17 protein-coding genes, 2 pseudogenes and 1 riboswitch are annotated in these 16,868 nt (G+C 39.8%); of the genes and pseudogenes, 16 read left to right on the top strand and 3 right to left on the bottom strand.

Translation table 11 applies throughout. The features are described 5' to 3' along the window. Position 1: 1 nt before the first annotated feature. From ACNFN4_RS19030 to ACNFN4_RS19055, 6 genes are all read left to right on the top strand, one after another. Entirely contained in the window at positions 2-1,390 is a 1,389-nt protein-coding gene (locus ACNFN4_RS19030) for an aminotransferase-like domain-containing protein (protein ID WP_022552649.1), read from the top strand. A gap of 92 nt (positions 1,391-1,482) precedes the next feature. Then, positions 1,483-2,781, top strand: a complete 1,299-nt coding sequence (locus tag ACNFN4_RS19035; protein ID WP_101560367.1) for an MFS transporter — start codon at positions 1,483-1,485, stop codon at positions 2,779-2,781. Between the two features lie 324 nt (positions 2,782-3,105). Next, positions 3,106-3,522 (top strand): NUDIX hydrolase, encoded by a 417-nt coding sequence (locus ACNFN4_RS19040; protein WP_014417000.1) that lies wholly within the window; start codon positions 3,106-3,108, stop codon positions 3,520-3,522. Between the two features lie 194 nt (positions 3,523-3,716). Further along, positions 3,717-3,902: a hypothetical protein gene (locus tag ACNFN4_RS19045; RefSeq protein WP_017419203.1), complete on the top strand. Its 186-nt coding sequence runs from the start codon at positions 3,717-3,719 to the stop codon at positions 3,900-3,902. A gap of 240 nt (positions 3,903-4,142) precedes the next feature. Further along, on the top strand, positions 4,143-4,442 hold the full coding sequence (locus ACNFN4_RS19050; RefSeq protein ID WP_014417001.1) for a hypothetical protein: 300 nt from the start codon (positions 4,143-4,145) through the stop codon (positions 4,440-4,442). Between the two features lie 398 nt (positions 4,443-4,840). Beyond that, a complete protein-coding gene (locus tag ACNFN4_RS19055; protein ID WP_017419201.1) occupies positions 4,841-6,187 on the top strand; it encodes an FAD-binding oxidoreductase in 1,347 nt (448 codons plus the stop codon). A 131-nt stretch (positions 6,188-6,318) separates the two neighbouring features. Here the strand turns inward: ACNFN4_RS19055 and ACNFN4_RS19060 are convergent. Continuing rightward, positions 6,319-6,718 (bottom strand): annotated as a pseudogene (locus tag ACNFN4_RS19060) (VOC family protein). A gap of 192 nt (positions 6,719-6,910) precedes the next feature. Between ACNFN4_RS19060 and ACNFN4_RS19065 the strand changes: the two are divergent. After that, complete coding sequence (locus ACNFN4_RS19065) at positions 6,911-7,852, top strand: cation diffusion facilitator family transporter (protein WP_025650274.1); 942 nt, start codon at positions 6,911-6,913, stop codon at positions 7,850-7,852. 61 nt (positions 7,853-7,913) lie between these two features. Next, positions 7,914-8,951 carry a flavin-containing monooxygenase gene (locus tag ACNFN4_RS19070; RefSeq protein ID WP_159353817.1) on the top strand — a complete coding sequence of 346 codons (1,038 nt, stop codon included), beginning with the start codon at positions 7,914-7,916 and terminating at the stop codon, positions 8,949-8,951. Positions 8,952-9,040: 89 nt separating this feature from the next. On the opposite strand, the gene ACNFN4_RS19075 is transcribed toward ACNFN4_RS19070, so the two are convergent. Continuing rightward, complete coding sequence (locus tag ACNFN4_RS19075; protein ID WP_159353816.1) at positions 9,041-9,673, bottom strand: hypothetical protein; 633 nt, start codon at positions 9,671-9,673, stop codon at positions 9,041-9,043. Positions 9,674-9,944: 271 nt separating this feature from the next. On the opposite strand from ACNFN4_RS19075, the gene ACNFN4_RS19080 reads away from it, so the two are divergent. Next, positions 9,945-10,478 (top strand): cupin domain-containing protein, encoded by a 534-nt coding sequence (locus ACNFN4_RS19080; RefSeq protein WP_029326205.1) that lies wholly within the window; start codon positions 9,945-9,947, stop codon positions 10,476-10,478. A gap of 261 nt (positions 10,479-10,739) precedes the next feature. On the opposite strand, the pseudogene ACNFN4_RS19085 reads toward ACNFN4_RS19080, so the two are convergent. After that, positions 10,740-11,236: pseudogene (locus tag ACNFN4_RS19085) on the bottom strand (DinB family protein). Positions 11,237-11,511: 275 nt separating this feature from the next. Between ACNFN4_RS19085 and ACNFN4_RS19090 the strand changes: the two are divergent. The 7 genes from ACNFN4_RS19090 to ACNFN4_RS19120 all read left to right on the top strand — a co-directional run bounded on the left by ACNFN4_RS19090 (position 11,512) and on the right by ACNFN4_RS19120 (position 16,868). Beyond that, positions 11,512-12,306: a dihydrodipicolinate synthase family protein gene (locus tag ACNFN4_RS19090; RefSeq protein ID WP_072177226.1), complete on the top strand. Its 795-nt coding sequence runs from the start codon at positions 11,512-11,514 to the stop codon at positions 12,304-12,306. A gap of 143 nt (positions 12,307-12,449) precedes the next feature. Further along, entirely contained in the window at positions 12,450-12,653 is a 204-nt protein-coding gene (locus tag ACNFN4_RS19095; RefSeq protein WP_017419194.1) for a hypothetical protein, read from the top strand. A 150-nt stretch (positions 12,654-12,803) separates the two neighbouring features. Continuing rightward, a complete protein-coding gene (locus ACNFN4_RS19100) occupies positions 12,804-13,853 on the top strand; it encodes a Cfr family 23S rRNA (adenine(2503)-C(8))-methyltransferase (protein WP_017419193.1) in 1,050 nt (349 codons plus the stop codon). Between the two features lie 109 nt (positions 13,854-13,962). After that, a complete protein-coding gene (locus ACNFN4_RS19105; protein ID WP_448200394.1) occupies positions 13,963-14,343 on the top strand; it encodes a hypothetical protein in 381 nt (126 codons plus the stop codon). Between the two features lie 117 nt (positions 14,344-14,460). Then, a riboswitch (TPP riboswitch) is annotated at positions 14,461-14,564 on the top strand. A 77-nt stretch (positions 14,565-14,641) separates the two neighbouring features. Then, positions 14,642-15,106 carry a hypothetical protein gene (locus ACNFN4_RS19110; protein ID WP_014417011.1) on the top strand — a complete coding sequence of 155 codons (465 nt, stop codon included), beginning with the start codon at positions 14,642-14,644 and terminating at the stop codon, positions 15,104-15,106. Continuing rightward, the gene (locus ACNFN4_RS19115) at positions 15,103-16,113 is read left to right on the top strand and encodes a thymidylate synthase (RefSeq protein ID WP_014417012.1); all 1,011 of its coding nucleotides are present in this window, start codon (positions 15,103-15,105) and stop codon (positions 16,111-16,113) included. The genes ACNFN4_RS19110 and ACNFN4_RS19115 overlap by 4 nt, the downstream gene beginning before the upstream one ends. Next, on the top strand, positions 16,110-16,868 hold the full coding sequence (locus tag ACNFN4_RS19120) for a class I SAM-dependent methyltransferase (protein WP_014417013.1): 759 nt from the start codon (positions 16,110-16,112) through the stop codon (positions 16,866-16,868). Before ACNFN4_RS19115 ends, ACNFN4_RS19120 begins: the two co-directional genes overlap by 4 nt.

Consider the following 16,868-nt stretch of genomic DNA (forward strand, 5'->3'; position numbering starts at 1 on the left):
CATGCCGATCAATTCTTTTGAAAATTATCCGATGAGCTGGAAGCCGGCGATTGATAAAACGGAAAAACCCATTTATAAAGCGATTGCAGAGAAATTAGAACAGGATATATTACAAGAAGTTTTATTACCCGGAACCAAACTGCCTCCTCAGAGAGAACTGGCTGATTTTTTGGATTTAAATGTAAGCACCATTTCAAAGGCTTTTAAAGTCTGCGAGTTAAAGGGTCTGCTGAGTGCCTCTGTCGGGAGCGGGACTTTTGTTGCTTATGATGCGTTATCGAATGCGTATCTGCTGGAAGATACAAAGCCGAAGCATCTGATTGAAATGGGGGCGACGCTTCCGGATCAGGCTTCTTATGAGCCGCTGCTGCTCCAGCTGAAAAGTATGCTGCAAGAGGAAGATTATGAAAAGTGGTTTGGCTATGGCCGGACGGGTGAAAGTCTTTGGCAGAAAGATGCGGCTGTTAAGCTGATTCGAAGAGGCGGATTTGAAACGTCCGTTGATCACATTTTATTTGCAAACGGCGGGCAAAATGCGATTGCCGCGGCATTGGCGAGTCTTTGTAAACCAGGAGACCGCATTGGAGTTGATCACCATACATACCCAGGCTTGAAAACTGCCGCTTCGATGCTGAGTGTGCAGATTGTGCCGATCAAATCAGAGAACAATGAGATGAGCCCTGCCTCATTTGAATATGCGTGTAAAAATGAAAATATTAAAGGCATCTACCTCATCCCGGATTATCATAATCCGACAGCGTCCTTTATGTCTGTTGAGAATCGAAAAATGATCGCGAAAATTGCTAAAAAATATAACCAATTCATTATTGAAGATGCCTCGTACCATCTTCTTGGCAAGAATCCGCTTCCGGCCATCGCATCATTTGCACCGGAACAGGTCATTCACATTGCCGGTTTATCAAAATCACTGGCACCAGGGTTAAGGATGGCGTATGTCGCCGTCCCGAGTCAATATAAGGAGCCGATTTCAAAGGCGCTTTACAATTTAAATATAACCGTTTCCCCGCTGTTAGCAGAACTCACTGCACGGACGATCGTATCGAATCAATTTGAAATCTTAATTGACAGTCATCGTGAACAGACTATTCGCAGAAACAAAATGGTCGATCAATATTTAACCGGCTATACGTGTGCAGGTGCTGAGACGGGAATCTTTCGATGGTTACTGTTACCCGGAAATATGACAGGTGCTGCATTTGAAAAATCAGCCGCACAGCATGGAGTGCAAGTATACGCGGCTGAACGTTTTGTCGTCGGGAACAGTTGTCCGGAAAAGGCTGTAAGGGTGTCTGTCTGTGCACCGAAAACGCTTGGGGAGCTTGAGCAGGGACTGCTGATTCTTAAACGCCTGCTGGATGAGCATATCTAATATTGTCCGCCATACAATTATTATATTGTATGGTTTTTTTGTGCGTGTTATGATAATCCAAATCTGTTGGAGGTTATAGAAAGGCAGGTCGGATTATGCTTCACAAAGACAGTGCAAAAGGGTCAGATACTCAATCGGCATTATTGGAGCAATTCATAGGTTCTCCTGATAAACAAAAAAGATTATATAAGCGTACTTTGTTTGTCGTCAGTCTTTCACAAATTTTCGGCGGCGCAGGGTTGGCGGCCGGAGTGACTGTCGGTGCGCTTATTGCACAGCAAATGCTTGGTACAGATGCGTTTGCCGGTGTGCCCTCTGCTTTATTTACCTTAGGATCAGCAGGCGCCGCGTTATTTGTGGGGAGGCTTTCTCAGCGTTACGGCCGCCGGACAGGTCTTTCAGCCGGATTTATGATTGGCGGACTGGGAGCGATAGGAGTCATCATTGCGGCTATTTTAAATAGTGTGTTTCTGCTGTTTGCTTCTTTGATTATTTATGGTGCGGGAACAGCGACAAATCTGCAGGCCCGTTATGCGGGTACGGACTTGGCAAATCATAAACAGCGGGCGACTGCTGTCAGTATGACTATGGTTTTTACCACATTCGGTGCCGTTGCAGGCCCGAATTTAGTGAATGTAATGGGGAACTTCGCTCGCTCCATTGGTGTTCCGTCACTGGCGGGTCCATTCATTTTAGCGGCGGCAGCATATATGTTGGCAGGTGTTACTCTTTTCATCATGCTACGTCCTGACCCTTTAGTCATAGCAAGAACAATAGAAATGGCCGGCCAAACACCTGATGATAGAGGACAAGTGACCGCCGACGAACACACAGAGAACAAAAAAGGTATTATTGCGGGCGCGGCGGTTATGATTCTTACTCAAATTGTAATGACTGCTATTATGACAATGACACCGGTCCATATGAGACATCACGGCCATGGCTTAGGAGCGGTAGGTCTTGTTATCGGTTTTCATATAGGCGCCATGTATCTCCCTTCTTTGGTGACAGGTGTGCTTGCGGATAAATTAGGCCGTACTGTAATGGCTGTATCTTCCGGAATGACGCTGCTTTTGGCAGGGCTTATATCGGCATTTGCACCGGGAGATTCTATGATTCTTATGGTCATTGCTCTGTCTTTGCTCGGGTTAGGATGGAATTTTGGTTTGATAAGCGGAACGGCACTGATTGTTGATTCAACTGAAACGTCAACACGGGCTAAAACCCAAGGTACTGTGGATGTTTTGATTGCGTTGTCCGGAGCCGCCGGCGGAGCCTTGTCCGGAATGGTCGTAGCAGGTGCCAATTACCTGACATTATCACTTGGCGGAGGGATATTATCGTTATTATTAATTCCGGTGGTGATATGGTCGCTTGGAAGTAAGGAATAGTATCTTATGTTTAAAAGCAGTGCGAGGCTCCCGTGGTTGAAAAACTCATGAAGCGTAAGTCCTCCCGGCTGCATCTCAATGATACCAAGGGTGTAACGGCCTTTGGTATTTTTTATGTTCTCTTTTATTTTTAAAGTTTACTCTTATTTGCTCTGCTCAATAGACTGTCGTTTTTAAAAAAGGTTCTAAAACGATACAAATGATGCGCTTGAATGGTTGTAAGTTTGATGTATTACAAAAAAACAGCTGTTATATCCCTTTATATTCTTTACAGTAAATATATAAATAAGCGGTTAAAAAATATTTTTAGTAAAGGAGAGTCATATGGAAGAAGTTAAAGTTGTATACGCATTGATTAGAAATGAGTTCAATCAGATAGTAATGGTAGATAATCATGAGGGGCATTGGTCACTTCCAGGCGGAAAAGTTGAGCTTAATGAAAATCTAATAGAAGCAGCTGTACGTGAGGTATATGAAGAAACAGGGCTGGAAGTTGAAATTGGGGATATACTAGCTGTTAATGAAGCGAAATTTATAAAGAGAAATCATCACGCCATATTTTTTACATTTGAAGCAAAAGTTACAGGAGGGAAAGAAGGAATTAAAAATGCTCAAGAAATATTGAAAATAGAATGGGTTGATATTGAACAGGCAAGTCAACGATTGCCTTATTACACCGAAGGGATTAAAAAGCTTATGAAAGGAAATGCGCTGTATAACAATCAGGGAACAATATACTGATAATCCCGTACTTTGATTAATGGTTGTGGAGGGTGAAGAGGTAAGGTACTCGTTCTTCAAGGAAAAAACAAAATAGTAATAATGATTTTTACTTGAACGACAATTAAGAAAAATTTAAGGTTAAATACTGAAAAATCTGTTAATATTATAATGCATTGTTTGAAAATGTAATTATTTAATAAGGAGTTTTCTAATTGCGTTGGAGTAAATGGTTCAATATTTTTTGCATAGCAGCATTGGGATCAATATATGGCTATAAATTGTTTACTAACCAAGAAGTCAGTACGGCTCGTTTAATCATAGCTGCTGCAATTATCTTGTGGAACATTGTCGGACTTTTTAGCAAAGAACCAGTAAAACAAACACAGCAAGCAAACTAAAAGTCAAAAACACAAAAAGTTGGTACAGAAGGATGCTGCAGCGCGCAGCATCCTTTTTCGCAGTCTCTCTTTACGCTGCTTATCATAAATCATTTAAGTTTCATCAAGCATCCAGAATCTGTTGCATCGATAAATGAAAATTGCCCTAAAATGTGTCGATTCATCAACATAATAGTCCAAGCTGGGGTTTTTTATTTACATAGTATGAAGAGATTAAAAAATGCGAGAAGGAGTGGCGTAATGTATTATAACGAAGGTGAAGATCAACAGTACGTTCAGAAGAAAAAGCCATACAACGAAGCCTGTGACCTTGGCCATGATTTTGATATGGCGGACGACGAAGCAAGAGCGGAAGCAGCAAGAGAAGCAGAAGCGAGAGCCAGAGCGGAAGAGGCAATAGCAAGAGCGGAAGAAGCAAGAGCCCGAGCAGCAGAAGCAAAGGTAAAAGCGGCAAAATTAGCAGCAAAAGCGAAATGTAAAAAACGTCATAAGAAAGAGGAAAAACATGATTGCAAACGTAAGCACAAGAAGAAAAAATAAGAGCTTTTCATCATGTAAAAGATAAAATTCATGTGTATTGATTTTACCCGTACAGGGGTGCAAAAACGATAAAGAAAAAGATTCTTGTCGGGGGATCAAACAGAAAGGTTGCTCAGCCGGTGTCTCAGCAGAACCACGCATAGCAGGGCAAACATAAATTTCTATGGACTTCCATAGTTTGGTCGGTATACCACGCCAATAAATGTAAGTGCCTATCATGATAAAAAAGGCAGGAGAGACAAGAGTTTCGGCAGCTTGCCGCTCTTGTCTTTTTTTGTTTTTATATCATCTTCGCGTATAGGTATCTATTTTTAAGTTTACAGATCATCTGTCTAAGAATTTGTCCAATTCCTACATATACTGGTATCGGAATCAAATGCTTATTGGGAGTGAAATAGATGGGATCAGCACAGTTAACAGGACGCGTCATCTTCAAAGGGGACCCCGGCTATACACAGGCGGTTAAGAATTGGAACCCTTATGTTGATGTCTGTCCGCTTGTCTTTGTTTTTGCACAAAATTCATACGATGTAAGTAATGCTATTAAATGGGCTCGTGAGAAGAATGTGCCTATGCGTGTCAGAAGCGGCCGCCATGCTCTGGATAAAAATCTTTCCACGGTAAGTGATGGGATTGTTATTGATGTGAGTGACATGAATAAAGTTTTCTTAGATGAAAAAAACGCGGTAGCAACCGTTCAAACCGGCATTCACGTCGGCCCGCTTGTAAAAGGTTTAGCTCGGGAAGGTTTTATGGCCCCGTTCGGAGACAGTCCAACCGTCGGAATCGGAGGAATCACGATGGGAGGCGGATTTGGAGTGCTTTCCCGATCGATCGGCCTGATAAGCGATAACCTTCTCGCACTGAAAATGGTAGATGCCAAAGGCAGGATTATTCAAGCAAATCAATCCCGCAATGAAGATTTACTGTGGGCTTCCAGAGGCGGCGGGGGAGGCAATTTCGGATATAACACCCAATATACGTTCAAAGTTCACCGTGCCCCTAAAACCGCAACCGTCTTTAATATTATTTGGCCGTGGGAACAGTTAGAAACGGTATTTAAAGCGTGGCAAAAATGGGCGCCGTTTACAGACGAACGATTAGGATGCTATCTTGAGATTTACAGCAAAGTAAATGGCTTGTGCCATGCGGAAGGATTATTCCTCGGTTCAAAACCAGAGCTGGTTCAATTATTAAAACCTTTATTAAATGCCGGAACGCCGGCACAAACAGTAATCAAAACACTATACTACCCGGATTGTATAGATTTCTTAGATCCTGACGAACCGATTCCCGGCAGATCTGATCAGAGTGTTAAATTCTCCTCGGCGTGGGCGCTCAATCTTTGGCCGGAAGAACCTATTGCAGTAATGAGACAATTTTTAGAAAAAGCGACTGGGACAGAAACCAATTTCTTTTTTATCAATTGGGGCGGCGCGATAAGCAGAGTTCCAAGCAGTGAAACAGCCTTCTATTGGCGCCGGCCATTGTTTTATACGGAATGGACGGCTAGTTGGAAAAATAAATCACAAGAAGCTTCGAATCTTGCATCAGTTGAAAGAGTGCGTCAGCTGATGAAACCATATGTAACAGGTTCATATGTGAATGTTCCGGATCAAAATATCGAGAACTTCGGAAAAGCATATTATGGTTCAAACTTTGCAAGGCTTCAAAGAATAAAGGCGAAATACGATCCCGAAAATGTATTCCGTTTTCCGCAAAGCATCCCGCCATCGTATAAATAGTTTGATCGTTTTGGGAAACAAAATAAAATGCTGCGTTTGCATTCTAAACATTATTATTGGAACACACCAGAACATTCAGGTGTGTTTTTATTGTTGTTTTCATTTCTGAAATGTGGTTATTCACTTATATCTCAATGCGGATTCCAAACGATTTCCATAAGTGTCCATCGGGGTCTTGGAAGTGACCGGCGTATCCGCCCCAAAAAGTATCATGAGCGGGATCAGTTATCGTTGCTCCTGCCTATTTTGCCTGTTCCATGACTTTATCGACTTCAGCTTTACTGCTGACGTTATGTCCTCATGTAAATTCCGCAGGGCTTGGAGCAGTTAACGTAACGTTTGATTCATGTGCGATGTCTTTGCGGTCCCAAAGGGCAAGTTTCAGTCCCGTTTGCAAGTAAGCAACTGCGCCATGTTCAAATCTGTACCGGCTATTCCTTCTGTAGGCAGACCCAAGCCATCCTGATAGAAGTGCAGCGATTTTTCTAAATTGTCTGCGCCTGAAGTAATTACTGTAATCCGCGGCTTCATAGCAATCATTGATTAAGAGCAATATAAAGTATTGGACATTTTCATTGAAAAGATTTTGACATTTCAGTAAAGAACCTATATATTCATATATGAGCACATAATCATATACAGTTATTTTTGTGTCCGTGTTAGAATGCTTCATAACAGAAAAGAAATAATAAATGCAGTGTATGAGATAAGGAGGAGATTTTTATGGGTCACAATCACAATCACGCTGGCGGGTCCAATAAGAAGGTTTTATTGATCTCTTTTATCGTGATTACAGGTTATATGATAATAGAAGCGATAGGCGGATTTTTAACCAATAGTTTAGCGCTTTTGTCAGATGCAGGCCATATGCTGAGTGATTCAATCTCATTAATGGTTGCTCTGATTGCTTTTAAATTGGCCGAAAAAAAGGCAAGTCATCATAAGACATTCGGCTACAAACGATTTGAGATTCTCGCAGCTGTGATAAACGGTGTTGCATTAATAGTGATTTCCCTTTATATCATTTATGAAGCAATCAAACGTTTCTCTCATCCGCCGGAGGTAGCAACAACCGGCATGCTGACGATTAGTATCATCGGGTTAGCTGTGAATATATTGGTCGCTTGGATTATGCTGAACGGCGGAGATACAAAGAATAACCTGAACATAAGAGGGGCTTACTTACATGTGATAAGTGACATGCTCGGATCTGTAGGTGCCATACTGGCTGCGATTCTTATCATCTTCTTCGGGTGGAGCTGGGCAGATCCAGCGGCCAGTGTCATTGTGGCTATTCTTGTTCTGAGAAGCGGTTACCATGTGACGAAAGACTCCATTCACGTATTAATGGAAGGAACTCCGGAAAATATCGATGTCACTGACATCATTCATACAATTGAAGAGACAGAAGGAATTCAAAGCATTCATGATTTGCACATATGGTCTATCACAAGCGGATTGAATGCTCTTTCCTGCCACGCTGTTGTTAACGATCAACTGACCATTTCTGAAAGTGAAAGTATTTTACGCAAAATTGAACATGAACTTGGAGATAAAGGCATTACACATGTAACCATTCAAATGGAAACAGCAGCGCATAATCACGACAATACGATTCTTTGTCAGGCCCAAACTGAGAATCCGCGTGACCATCATCATCATTAAAGGAGGAAATAGGGACTCACTTGTCTGCTGACAATTAAGATAAAACCGGAGGGGGATTCATATGTACGACACGATAGTAATCGGAGCCGGTCAGGCAGGAATCTCAGTAGGATATTATCTAAAGAAGTCGAAACAAAAGTTTATCATTTTGGATAAAAGTCATGAAGTGGGAGAAAGCTGGAAAAACCGGTATGACTCATTGGTTTTATTTACTTCTCGAATGTACAGCTCTTTGCCTGGAATGCCGCTTGAAGGAGACAAGCATGGACTTCCTTCAAAAAATGAAATTGCTGCTTATCTGAAAAAATATGTTGAAAGATTTGAAATCCCGATCCAATTACGGACAGAAGTAATAAGTGTCCAAAAATTAAACAACTATTTCTTAATAAAAACAAACCGGGAAGAATATCAAACGAAAAATCTTGTGATGGCCGCAGGTCCTTTTCATACCCCTAACATTCCATCAATATCAAGGGATGTAGCCGATCATATTCATCAATTACATTCTTCACAATATAAACATTCAAAACAACTGGCGCCCGGGAATGTACTGGTAGTCGGCGGCGGGAATAGCGGAGCTCAGATAGCTGTTGAATTATCCAAAGAAAGAGTTACATATTTGGCTTGCAGTAATAAACCGGCTTATTTCCCTTTATGGATTGGAAAAAGAAGCATCTTTTGGTGGTTTGATAAATTAGGAGTTTTACATGCAAGTCATACATCAATAGTAGGCAAGTTCATTCAAAAGAAAGGCGACCCCATATTTGGGTATGAATTAAAACATGCAATAAGACAGAAGAAGATCATCTTAAAACAAAGAGTCATAGCCGGAAAGCAAAATGAAATCATTTTTAAAGATTCATCTTCATTAGAAGTAAACAATATCATTTGGGCAACTGGCTTTAAGAATCCGCTTTGTTGGATGAAAATAGAAGGTGTTTTGGATAAGGAAGGCCGAATTATACATCACCGGGGTGTTTCAGCTGTGGAAGGATTGTACTTTATTGGTTTGCCTTGGCAGCATAGGCGAGGTTCAGCGCTGCTTCAAGGTGTAGGAAATGATGCTGAATACATTGTAAAACAAATGAACGGCGGATAGACTGAGGAGAGCAGTAACTTACGTGTTTACTGCTCTTTTTTTGTGTTGAATAAGTCCGGTTATGTGACTGTGTAAAGCCGAAAAAATCATTAATAAGAAGATCCCTGACTCATTGATTGTGCAACATTCTGACGTACTTCCCGAGCTAACTGCGCGGCACGTAAGGAAGCCTGCCAAATAGCCGGACTCACTGCAGATTCACTGATGGATAATGCCTGTTGTGTGGCTGGAACCATTGGTCTTAGGAGATTTTCCGCCTCGTCTACAGATGACGCGTATTGGTGACCGGCTGCTCTTCGCAGGTCTGCTATCGCTGCGGGGAAGTTTGACCATAGACGAAGTATTGAATTCATGCAGCCAACCATAAGAGGAAAATGAGGAGCCCGGCCTTGTCCGGAGGCGAGAAGCTCTGCTGCGCCTAAAGCGGAATAAACGTGATAGCTCAACGGAGTAAGATATTTTGCGTGTACAGTATGAAGTTCTCGTAATCCCCAAGTGTCTGGAAGAAATCTGAATTCTGAACTCATACCGCATCCCAGAGCGAGTGCTCTGCTGACAGCCTGCAAGTGTTTCACTACCGCAGCCATTGATTGTTGAAAGGAGGATGAGTGTATTGGAATTTGTTGAATCGCAGATAAATGGCTTCGCATTTTATGATTTGCCTGACTTAAATCAGGCTGCTGTCTGTAATCATATACATAATAAGGATAATAATAATACATATCTAAACTCCCTTTATGAATGACTTTTAGGAGCAGGATATGCACCCAGATTGTTTTTGATAAGGGCATGTGCCTAAATGAATCCATCAGTGCAACTATTTTAGTCCGCGCATATTCAGTTGGTATTTTTTATGCAAACGGATTTTGTGGCCAAAACGTTTCTGCTAACTTAAGTCTTTTAGGCTGAACAAGGGAATTTCTTAGTGCGGCACACTCTCATACAAAAAGCATAGGATAATATCACAAAAATTTAAAATTGCGGGGATGAAAAATGTATTATATACCTTTTTCGCATCAATGTTATTATTGTGTGAATGTACCGATGTATAGCGATGGAAGATCTGTTTATTGGACTGTTCCAAATAACTATGATCCTTCATACGAAGATAGAAACCTTCTCTTGAAAGATTATGGACCAAAACCATTTGTTGTGAATATTAATAAAGCCGCAAAACAAAACAATACGTTCCGTACGGCCCTATGGACAGGAAAGCATTTTCAAATTACTTTGATGAGTCTTGGTATTGGAGAAGATATCGGTTTGGAGATCCATCCTCACGTAGATCAATTCTTACGGATTGAGCAAGGCCGAGGGATAGTTAAAATGGGCAAGAGTAAAAATAATTTAAGTTTCCGGAGAAATGTCTATGATGATTATGCCATTGTTGTCCCTGCCGGCACTTGGCACAATGTTATTAATACGGGTAATACGCCGTTAAAACTATATTCAATTTATGCTCCTCCCAACCATCCGTTTGGTACAGTTCATGTGACAAAGGCAGATGCAGCGGCTGCGGAAGATTAGTAGGATTCCAGAGGACTTTGCTGCTGCAAAGACTATAGAAAAAATGGTATTGGGACAGCATGATGAAATAAAGCGATTGAATGGCTGAAACACAAAATAATTAACGGGTTCAGCTTGTCATAGTGCAGTTGATGCGATGCTTTATTCCACAACTTTTCAACAGCAAATGTGGTTTTTTTGTCTGACCATTTTAATTGATTGGCAGTCAGTGAAAATAGACATTTGTAATGAATTTATCCTTGCTCCTCCTAATAAGCGGCTTTAACTGCCAAGTTTCTGTTTCTCTTCAAACCATTTGCGAAGCTGATGAATATGAGCTTGATGATATCTATTATGGTCTGCCATATGCCATATTCCCCATTGAATGGTTGCTTGTTTTTCTGCTTCATAATCTACTGTATGATTCAGCTGATCGTCAGTTAATTGATAACAAACAGACTTAAACATGCTGAATACTTTTTCATAATCAGTGAGATTTGTTTTAATGAAACACCGGAAATGAAAGGGATCTTATTGTTCTGATCTAACATTGGTCCATACTTCTCTTCAAGCTGCTTTGGTATCGGTTCACCCTTTATTCTGAATATCCAGTTGAGATCAACATATGCTAAGTGTCTTATTAGCTGAGCTGTACTATTGTATGTTTGATTTGGTCCTTTATAATCGATCTCCTGCTGTGACATGTCTGACACAATGGATATTAAGCGGCTGTAATTTTCATTAACGGCAGAATACAGCATTCCCACAAGATGATCCATGTGCGTTTCACCTTTTAAATCTAAAATCATTAACCCCACCTCATTAGCACAATTTTTATATCAGTTTGCCTTATTACTCATATTTGTCAAGCCATCCGGGGAATGGGCCGCTGTAAGACGAAGCAATGAAGCAGGCTCTCTTTGCCTGCTTTTTTTGTGTGTCGGCCTTTACATCTGACATGTCGAGTTTTCTGAAACTGTACCTTTTTAAATGTCAGACAGTGTTATATGATACTCTGCAGATATTCAAGAATATGTACTTGGAGGACATTCTCATGCGAAATTTTAATGTTGCTATCCCTACGCCTTTTCATGAAGATGAAAGTTTATATTTAGAAGGATTTGATGCTATTGTCGAACATTTGAAAAACAGCGGTATCCATTCGTTACTCATATGCGGCACGACTGGTGAACAGCATTCACTCAGCATAGATGAGCGTCTTCAGATCATTGAGTATGTTAATCAGCGAAAATTTGAAGATGTTGAACTGATGTTCGGTGTTTCAGCCGTAAGAACCAGTGATGCCGTCAAACTGATGAAACACATCGAGAAAACCAATATTGATTCTGTACTGATTGGTTTTTCTCCTTATATAAGACCGACACAGCAGCAAGCCGTTTATTACGTTGACGAACTTCTCAGTCATACCTCTAAAGAGGCTGTGCTTTATAATAACCCCGGCCGGACCGGTTTTAATCTGAGTGAGAAAGCGCTTAAAGACTTAATAAGCCGGCATCCGGGGATAAGGGGGCTGAAAGAAGGAGGAGACGTTCTGCGTCATAAACAAACAGAGTTCCCTAATCACTTTATTTTGTTTGCGGCAGGAGACGTTGAATTTCCGAAGATGCTGAGTAACGGGTGTAACGGCCTGTCAAGCATGGCCGGAAATGTCTATCCTGAAGAAATCAGAGAAAGCTTCAACAGCTTATCAGAAAATAAACCGATTAATCTGGATCGAATAAACGATCTGATTGCTGAAGTGACAAATCATCATACTGTCATGAATATAAAAAATCACTATAAGAAGATTGGGATTCAAGCAGGCAGCTGCCGGTCACCCATTATATAAGAAATGTTCCGTCGCGGATAAGTGAAACATGTGATCAGCGCGCTTTCTGTACTTGGATTAGGCTTAATAAGCAAGTTATATAATACTGTCATTAGCGGAGGCGTAAGCATTTGTTTAACTTTACATAAGGGAACCCTTATGATATGGTGATTATTGCTAATATTGACAAGAAAGAGGTGAAAGCGATGATAACGATTTATGGAATTTTGTATGGTGAAAATGCAAAAATTGGAAACATCTTGGCGGATAAAGGGAGCAGTCTGTCCTTTTTTAAGCCAAATCATCATACAAAAACAGTTATCGGTGCTTTTTCTCTATGTCAAATAAACGATAATCCAATGACATAATGTCCTTGTTTATTTGTGCATGATGTTATTTAAGCGTAACACCGATAATTGTGTCGGTGTTTTTTTGTGCCTGATTTTAAAAAAAGGTTAGATGATCACTCCCTTCTATTTACTCAAACAAACCAGAGTTTTATGGAAGGATGAGAAAACATGCAACAAAAAAACAAGTATATAAGAATTCAAGAGTTCCTGAAACAAAATAAGTTTCCTGATTTTAGAATGAATCAAATCAAAAATGCTGTGTTCAAAGGGAGAATAAATCATTTTAATGAAATAACGGTTCTTCCTAAATCCTTGAGAAAATTGTTAATGAATGAGTTTGGAGAGTCAATTTTAAATATTGCTGCTTTAAAAGTGCAGCATTCTGAGCAAGTAACAAAAGTCTTATTTGAAATTTCAGGAGACGAAAAAATAGAAACGGTCAATATGAAATATAAAGCTGGCTGGGAGTCATTTTGTATATCCTCGCAGTGCGGCTGTCATTTTGGCTGTACATTTTGTGCAACAGGAGATATTGGTTTAAAACGCAGCTTAACATCAGATGAAATGACTGACCAAATTTTGTACTTTCACTTAAAAGGACATTCAATTGACAGTATTTCTTTTATGGGAATGGGAGAAGCATTAGCGAATGTACAAGTTTTTGATGCTTTACATGTGCTTACAAATCCGGAGTTGTTTGCTTTAAGCCCTCGTCGGTTATCTATTTCGACCATAGGTATTATTCCGGGCATTAAAAAAATCACTCAGGATTATCCGCAGGTCAACCTGACGTTTTCATTACATTCTCCTTTTAATGAACAGCGAAGCAAGTTAATGCCGATTAATGAACGCTTCCCGTTATTGGAGGTAATGGACACATTAGATGAGCATATACGTGTGACCTCAAGAAAAGTTTATATTGCTTATATTATGCTGCCGGGAGTTAATGATTCTATTGATCATGCGAATGAAGTAGTACGTCTTTTAAGAAGCAGATATAAGAGAGGGAACTTGTTCCATGTAAACATCATTAGATATAACCCGACTGTTAGTTCACCTATGAGATTTGAAGAAGTAAATGAGAAACAAGTTGTAAACTTCTATAAAAAATTAAAGTCAGCAGGAATTAACGTGACCGTCAGAAGTCAATTTGGCATTGATATAGATGCTGCTTGCGGACAATTATATGGAAATTATCAAAAAAATAAGAACCGATAAATCAGGTGCAGAACTCGGTTTGACTTCATATTATTTCATTTGATAACATAAAATGGTTATTGTGATTGAAAAAAAGATACCCGTTTTTATAAAAAAAGGAGTCATAACGTTGCTGAAAAGGTTTTTTCTTGTTTTTCTTACGCTGATAATGTCTATATTTGCTGTATTCGCGGCTGCTGAAGAGTCTCCCGGCGATCGTGTCATTTCTTTTGACGAGCCTATGATTTTATTGATCTCACTCGGAATCATCTTATGTTTGTTCATTCCGCCAATCGTCATGTCCTTTTTTGGCAGCTTGGTTGTGAGAATCATATCCGGAGTCTATCAATGTTTTATCGTCCTCACGTTTGCGGGGCTCATTCCGATTGGATTTCTGATCCCCAATGGCTTTTTGACAATTCTTGCTGCCGTCCTGGGAACTTTGGTCAGTTCAGCCAGTGTTACGGTCACCTTATTCGTTGGCAGGAAAAAAGAGGCCGGAAGGTTTTAAAACTAGTGGGTAAGCTGCAATATTGAAGGGGAATCCCAGTGATATCCGCAGCGCTTTTTGCCGGTCATTGTTTGACTATTTATATGGAGTAGCATAGAATTAAAGTAAATATTTATAAAAAGTCACTGGGGGAGCTTTAATAGCTGAGAAGAGACAATACGTCCTGACCCTTTGAACCTGATTTGGTTAATACCAGCGTAGGGAAGTGAAAAATTAGAGAGATTCTTTATCTTATCTATATTTAAGCCACTTTCCATAGAGGAAAGTGGCTTTATTTATTTTGAAAGGGTGATATGAAGTGGCGACTAAAAAAGTTTTTCTGGCAGGGCCTTTTAAAAGTTTAGTAGATGAGAAAACTGGATTGATGAGTACGTATGAGAGGGGAAAGCTGGAATCATTAATTTCCTTTTTTGAGAATGAAGGATGGCTGGTTCATAATGCTCACAAGCGGGAAGGGTGGGGGAAAGATTTCATGACACCCCTTCAATGCACTAAAATTGATTTTGATGAAATAAGCACTTGCGACCTTTTTGCAGCATTCCCCGGATCACCCGCTTCTCCCGGAACACATATAGAAATTGGATGGGCTTCTGCCTTGAAAAAAAAGATCGTGCTATTTCTAGAAAAGGACAAGGATTATGCTTTCTTAATTCAAGGGTTAAATGCAGTGGCGGATGTTGAGTACATCAGCTATAAAGATACAGATGATTTATTAGAGAACATTAAAAATATCTTTGCAGCATATAAGGCGGAATCTCAATGAGAAAGAGAACTTTTCATGAAGCATATACGGAAACGCTGTATGACATCTATCACAACCCTGAATTTTTCAATTCACCGCGCGGACAAAAAAGCAGAGAACAATTGAACTACCATCTGACTCTGGAAAATCCAATAGAACGTGTCACTTATTTATCCTCAAGAAAAACCAATATCGTGTTTAATTTTGCTGAAGTGTTATGGTATTTATCGGGGAGTAACGACTTAGATTTTATCAGTTATTACAATAAAAAAATGCCTTCATATTCAATGAATAAAAAAACATTAACAGGCACTGCGTACGGGCCTAAAATATTTGAATTCGGAAATGCAAAACTAAATCAATGGAATAGAATAAAAAATCTTTTGACACAAGAAGATATTGATTCAAAAAGGGCATTTATTCAAATATTCGATGCTTCGGAACTCTTCGTTTCAGAAAATATAGATGTTTCCTGCACAATCGGTTTGCAGTTTTTTGTGAGGGAAGGCGAATTATACATGTCTTCTGTCATGCGTGCAAATGATGCTTTTCGCGGGATGATCAGTGATCTTTTCTCATTTACGTTCATGCAGGAATTAATGGCCAGAGAACTGCGTTTAGAAGTCGGAGAATATTTTCATAATGCGGGATCAATCCATATTTATGATTCAGATCATGAATGGGCGAAAACGGTGCTTGAGGAAGCTGAAAATCACCATGATATTCCGGAATTTGAATTTCCGAAAATGCCTGAGGGAAATAACTGGCCGTCCATTGAAACAGTCTTAAAGTATGAAGAATTACTTAGGAAAGATCACATTTCTATGACTAAAAACGATATTGAAATGCTTGATTTACCTGATTACTGGAAACAGATTCTTTTCCTTTTCAGTATATACCAGCATATTGCATATAAACGGGATATGGATCATTCTCTATTTCAAAGTTTACTTCCTATATATCAATTTTTCGTCAGGAATAAGTGGTTTCATTATTTCTCAATTGAGCAAAAGGAGGAAATTCAATGAAAACTTCATGGAAAGAAGACAGTGTTGCTGGTAAATTCGATGCTTATAATGACGTTTTAGAACAAACGTTAGGTTTTGAGTTTGTTTTTCGTACTTTTGATAAAGCGGAGATTAAAAAGGTGCTCGATTTCGGATGCGGTCCGGGAAAGGTAGCTTACAGGCTGGCTGACAGAATAGGCTGCAATGTGATCGCAGTCGATGAATCAAGGAAGATGTTAGATATAGCAAAGGCAAAAAGACAACATCCTCATGTGGACTATCATTTAATTGAACACGATAATCTTTCCTTCTTACCAGATCACTCAGTTGATGCTGCAATGGCCTGTTATGTTTTTATTAATACGGATAGTGACCAGCGTATCAAAGGTATCATAAATGAAATTTTTCGTGTGTTAAAACCAGGAGCTTCATTTGTCATACTCGATACGAATCCTGATTCAACCGGAATTGAATTTTCAACCTTCCGCAATGGAATACCGGGGAAAGAATATTCTTACGGAGAAGAAAGAAATGAATGGCTCCATGTTCCGGGACAAGCAGATTTAATTTTAAATGATTTTCATTGGCCGAAGTCAATGTATTATAAACTATTAACTCATGCAGGTTTTGAAAATGTAACTTTATCAGAACCAACGTTAAACGATATTGACCAAGAGCATGTAAAAGCCATAGAGAAAGAGTTTCAATTTAATAATTGGAAATGTGAAAAGGAATATCCGCCTTTTGTCATTTTTAAAGCAGTGAAACCTGCCTGA

The organism is Bacillus sp. N1(2025), assembly GCF_053470005.1.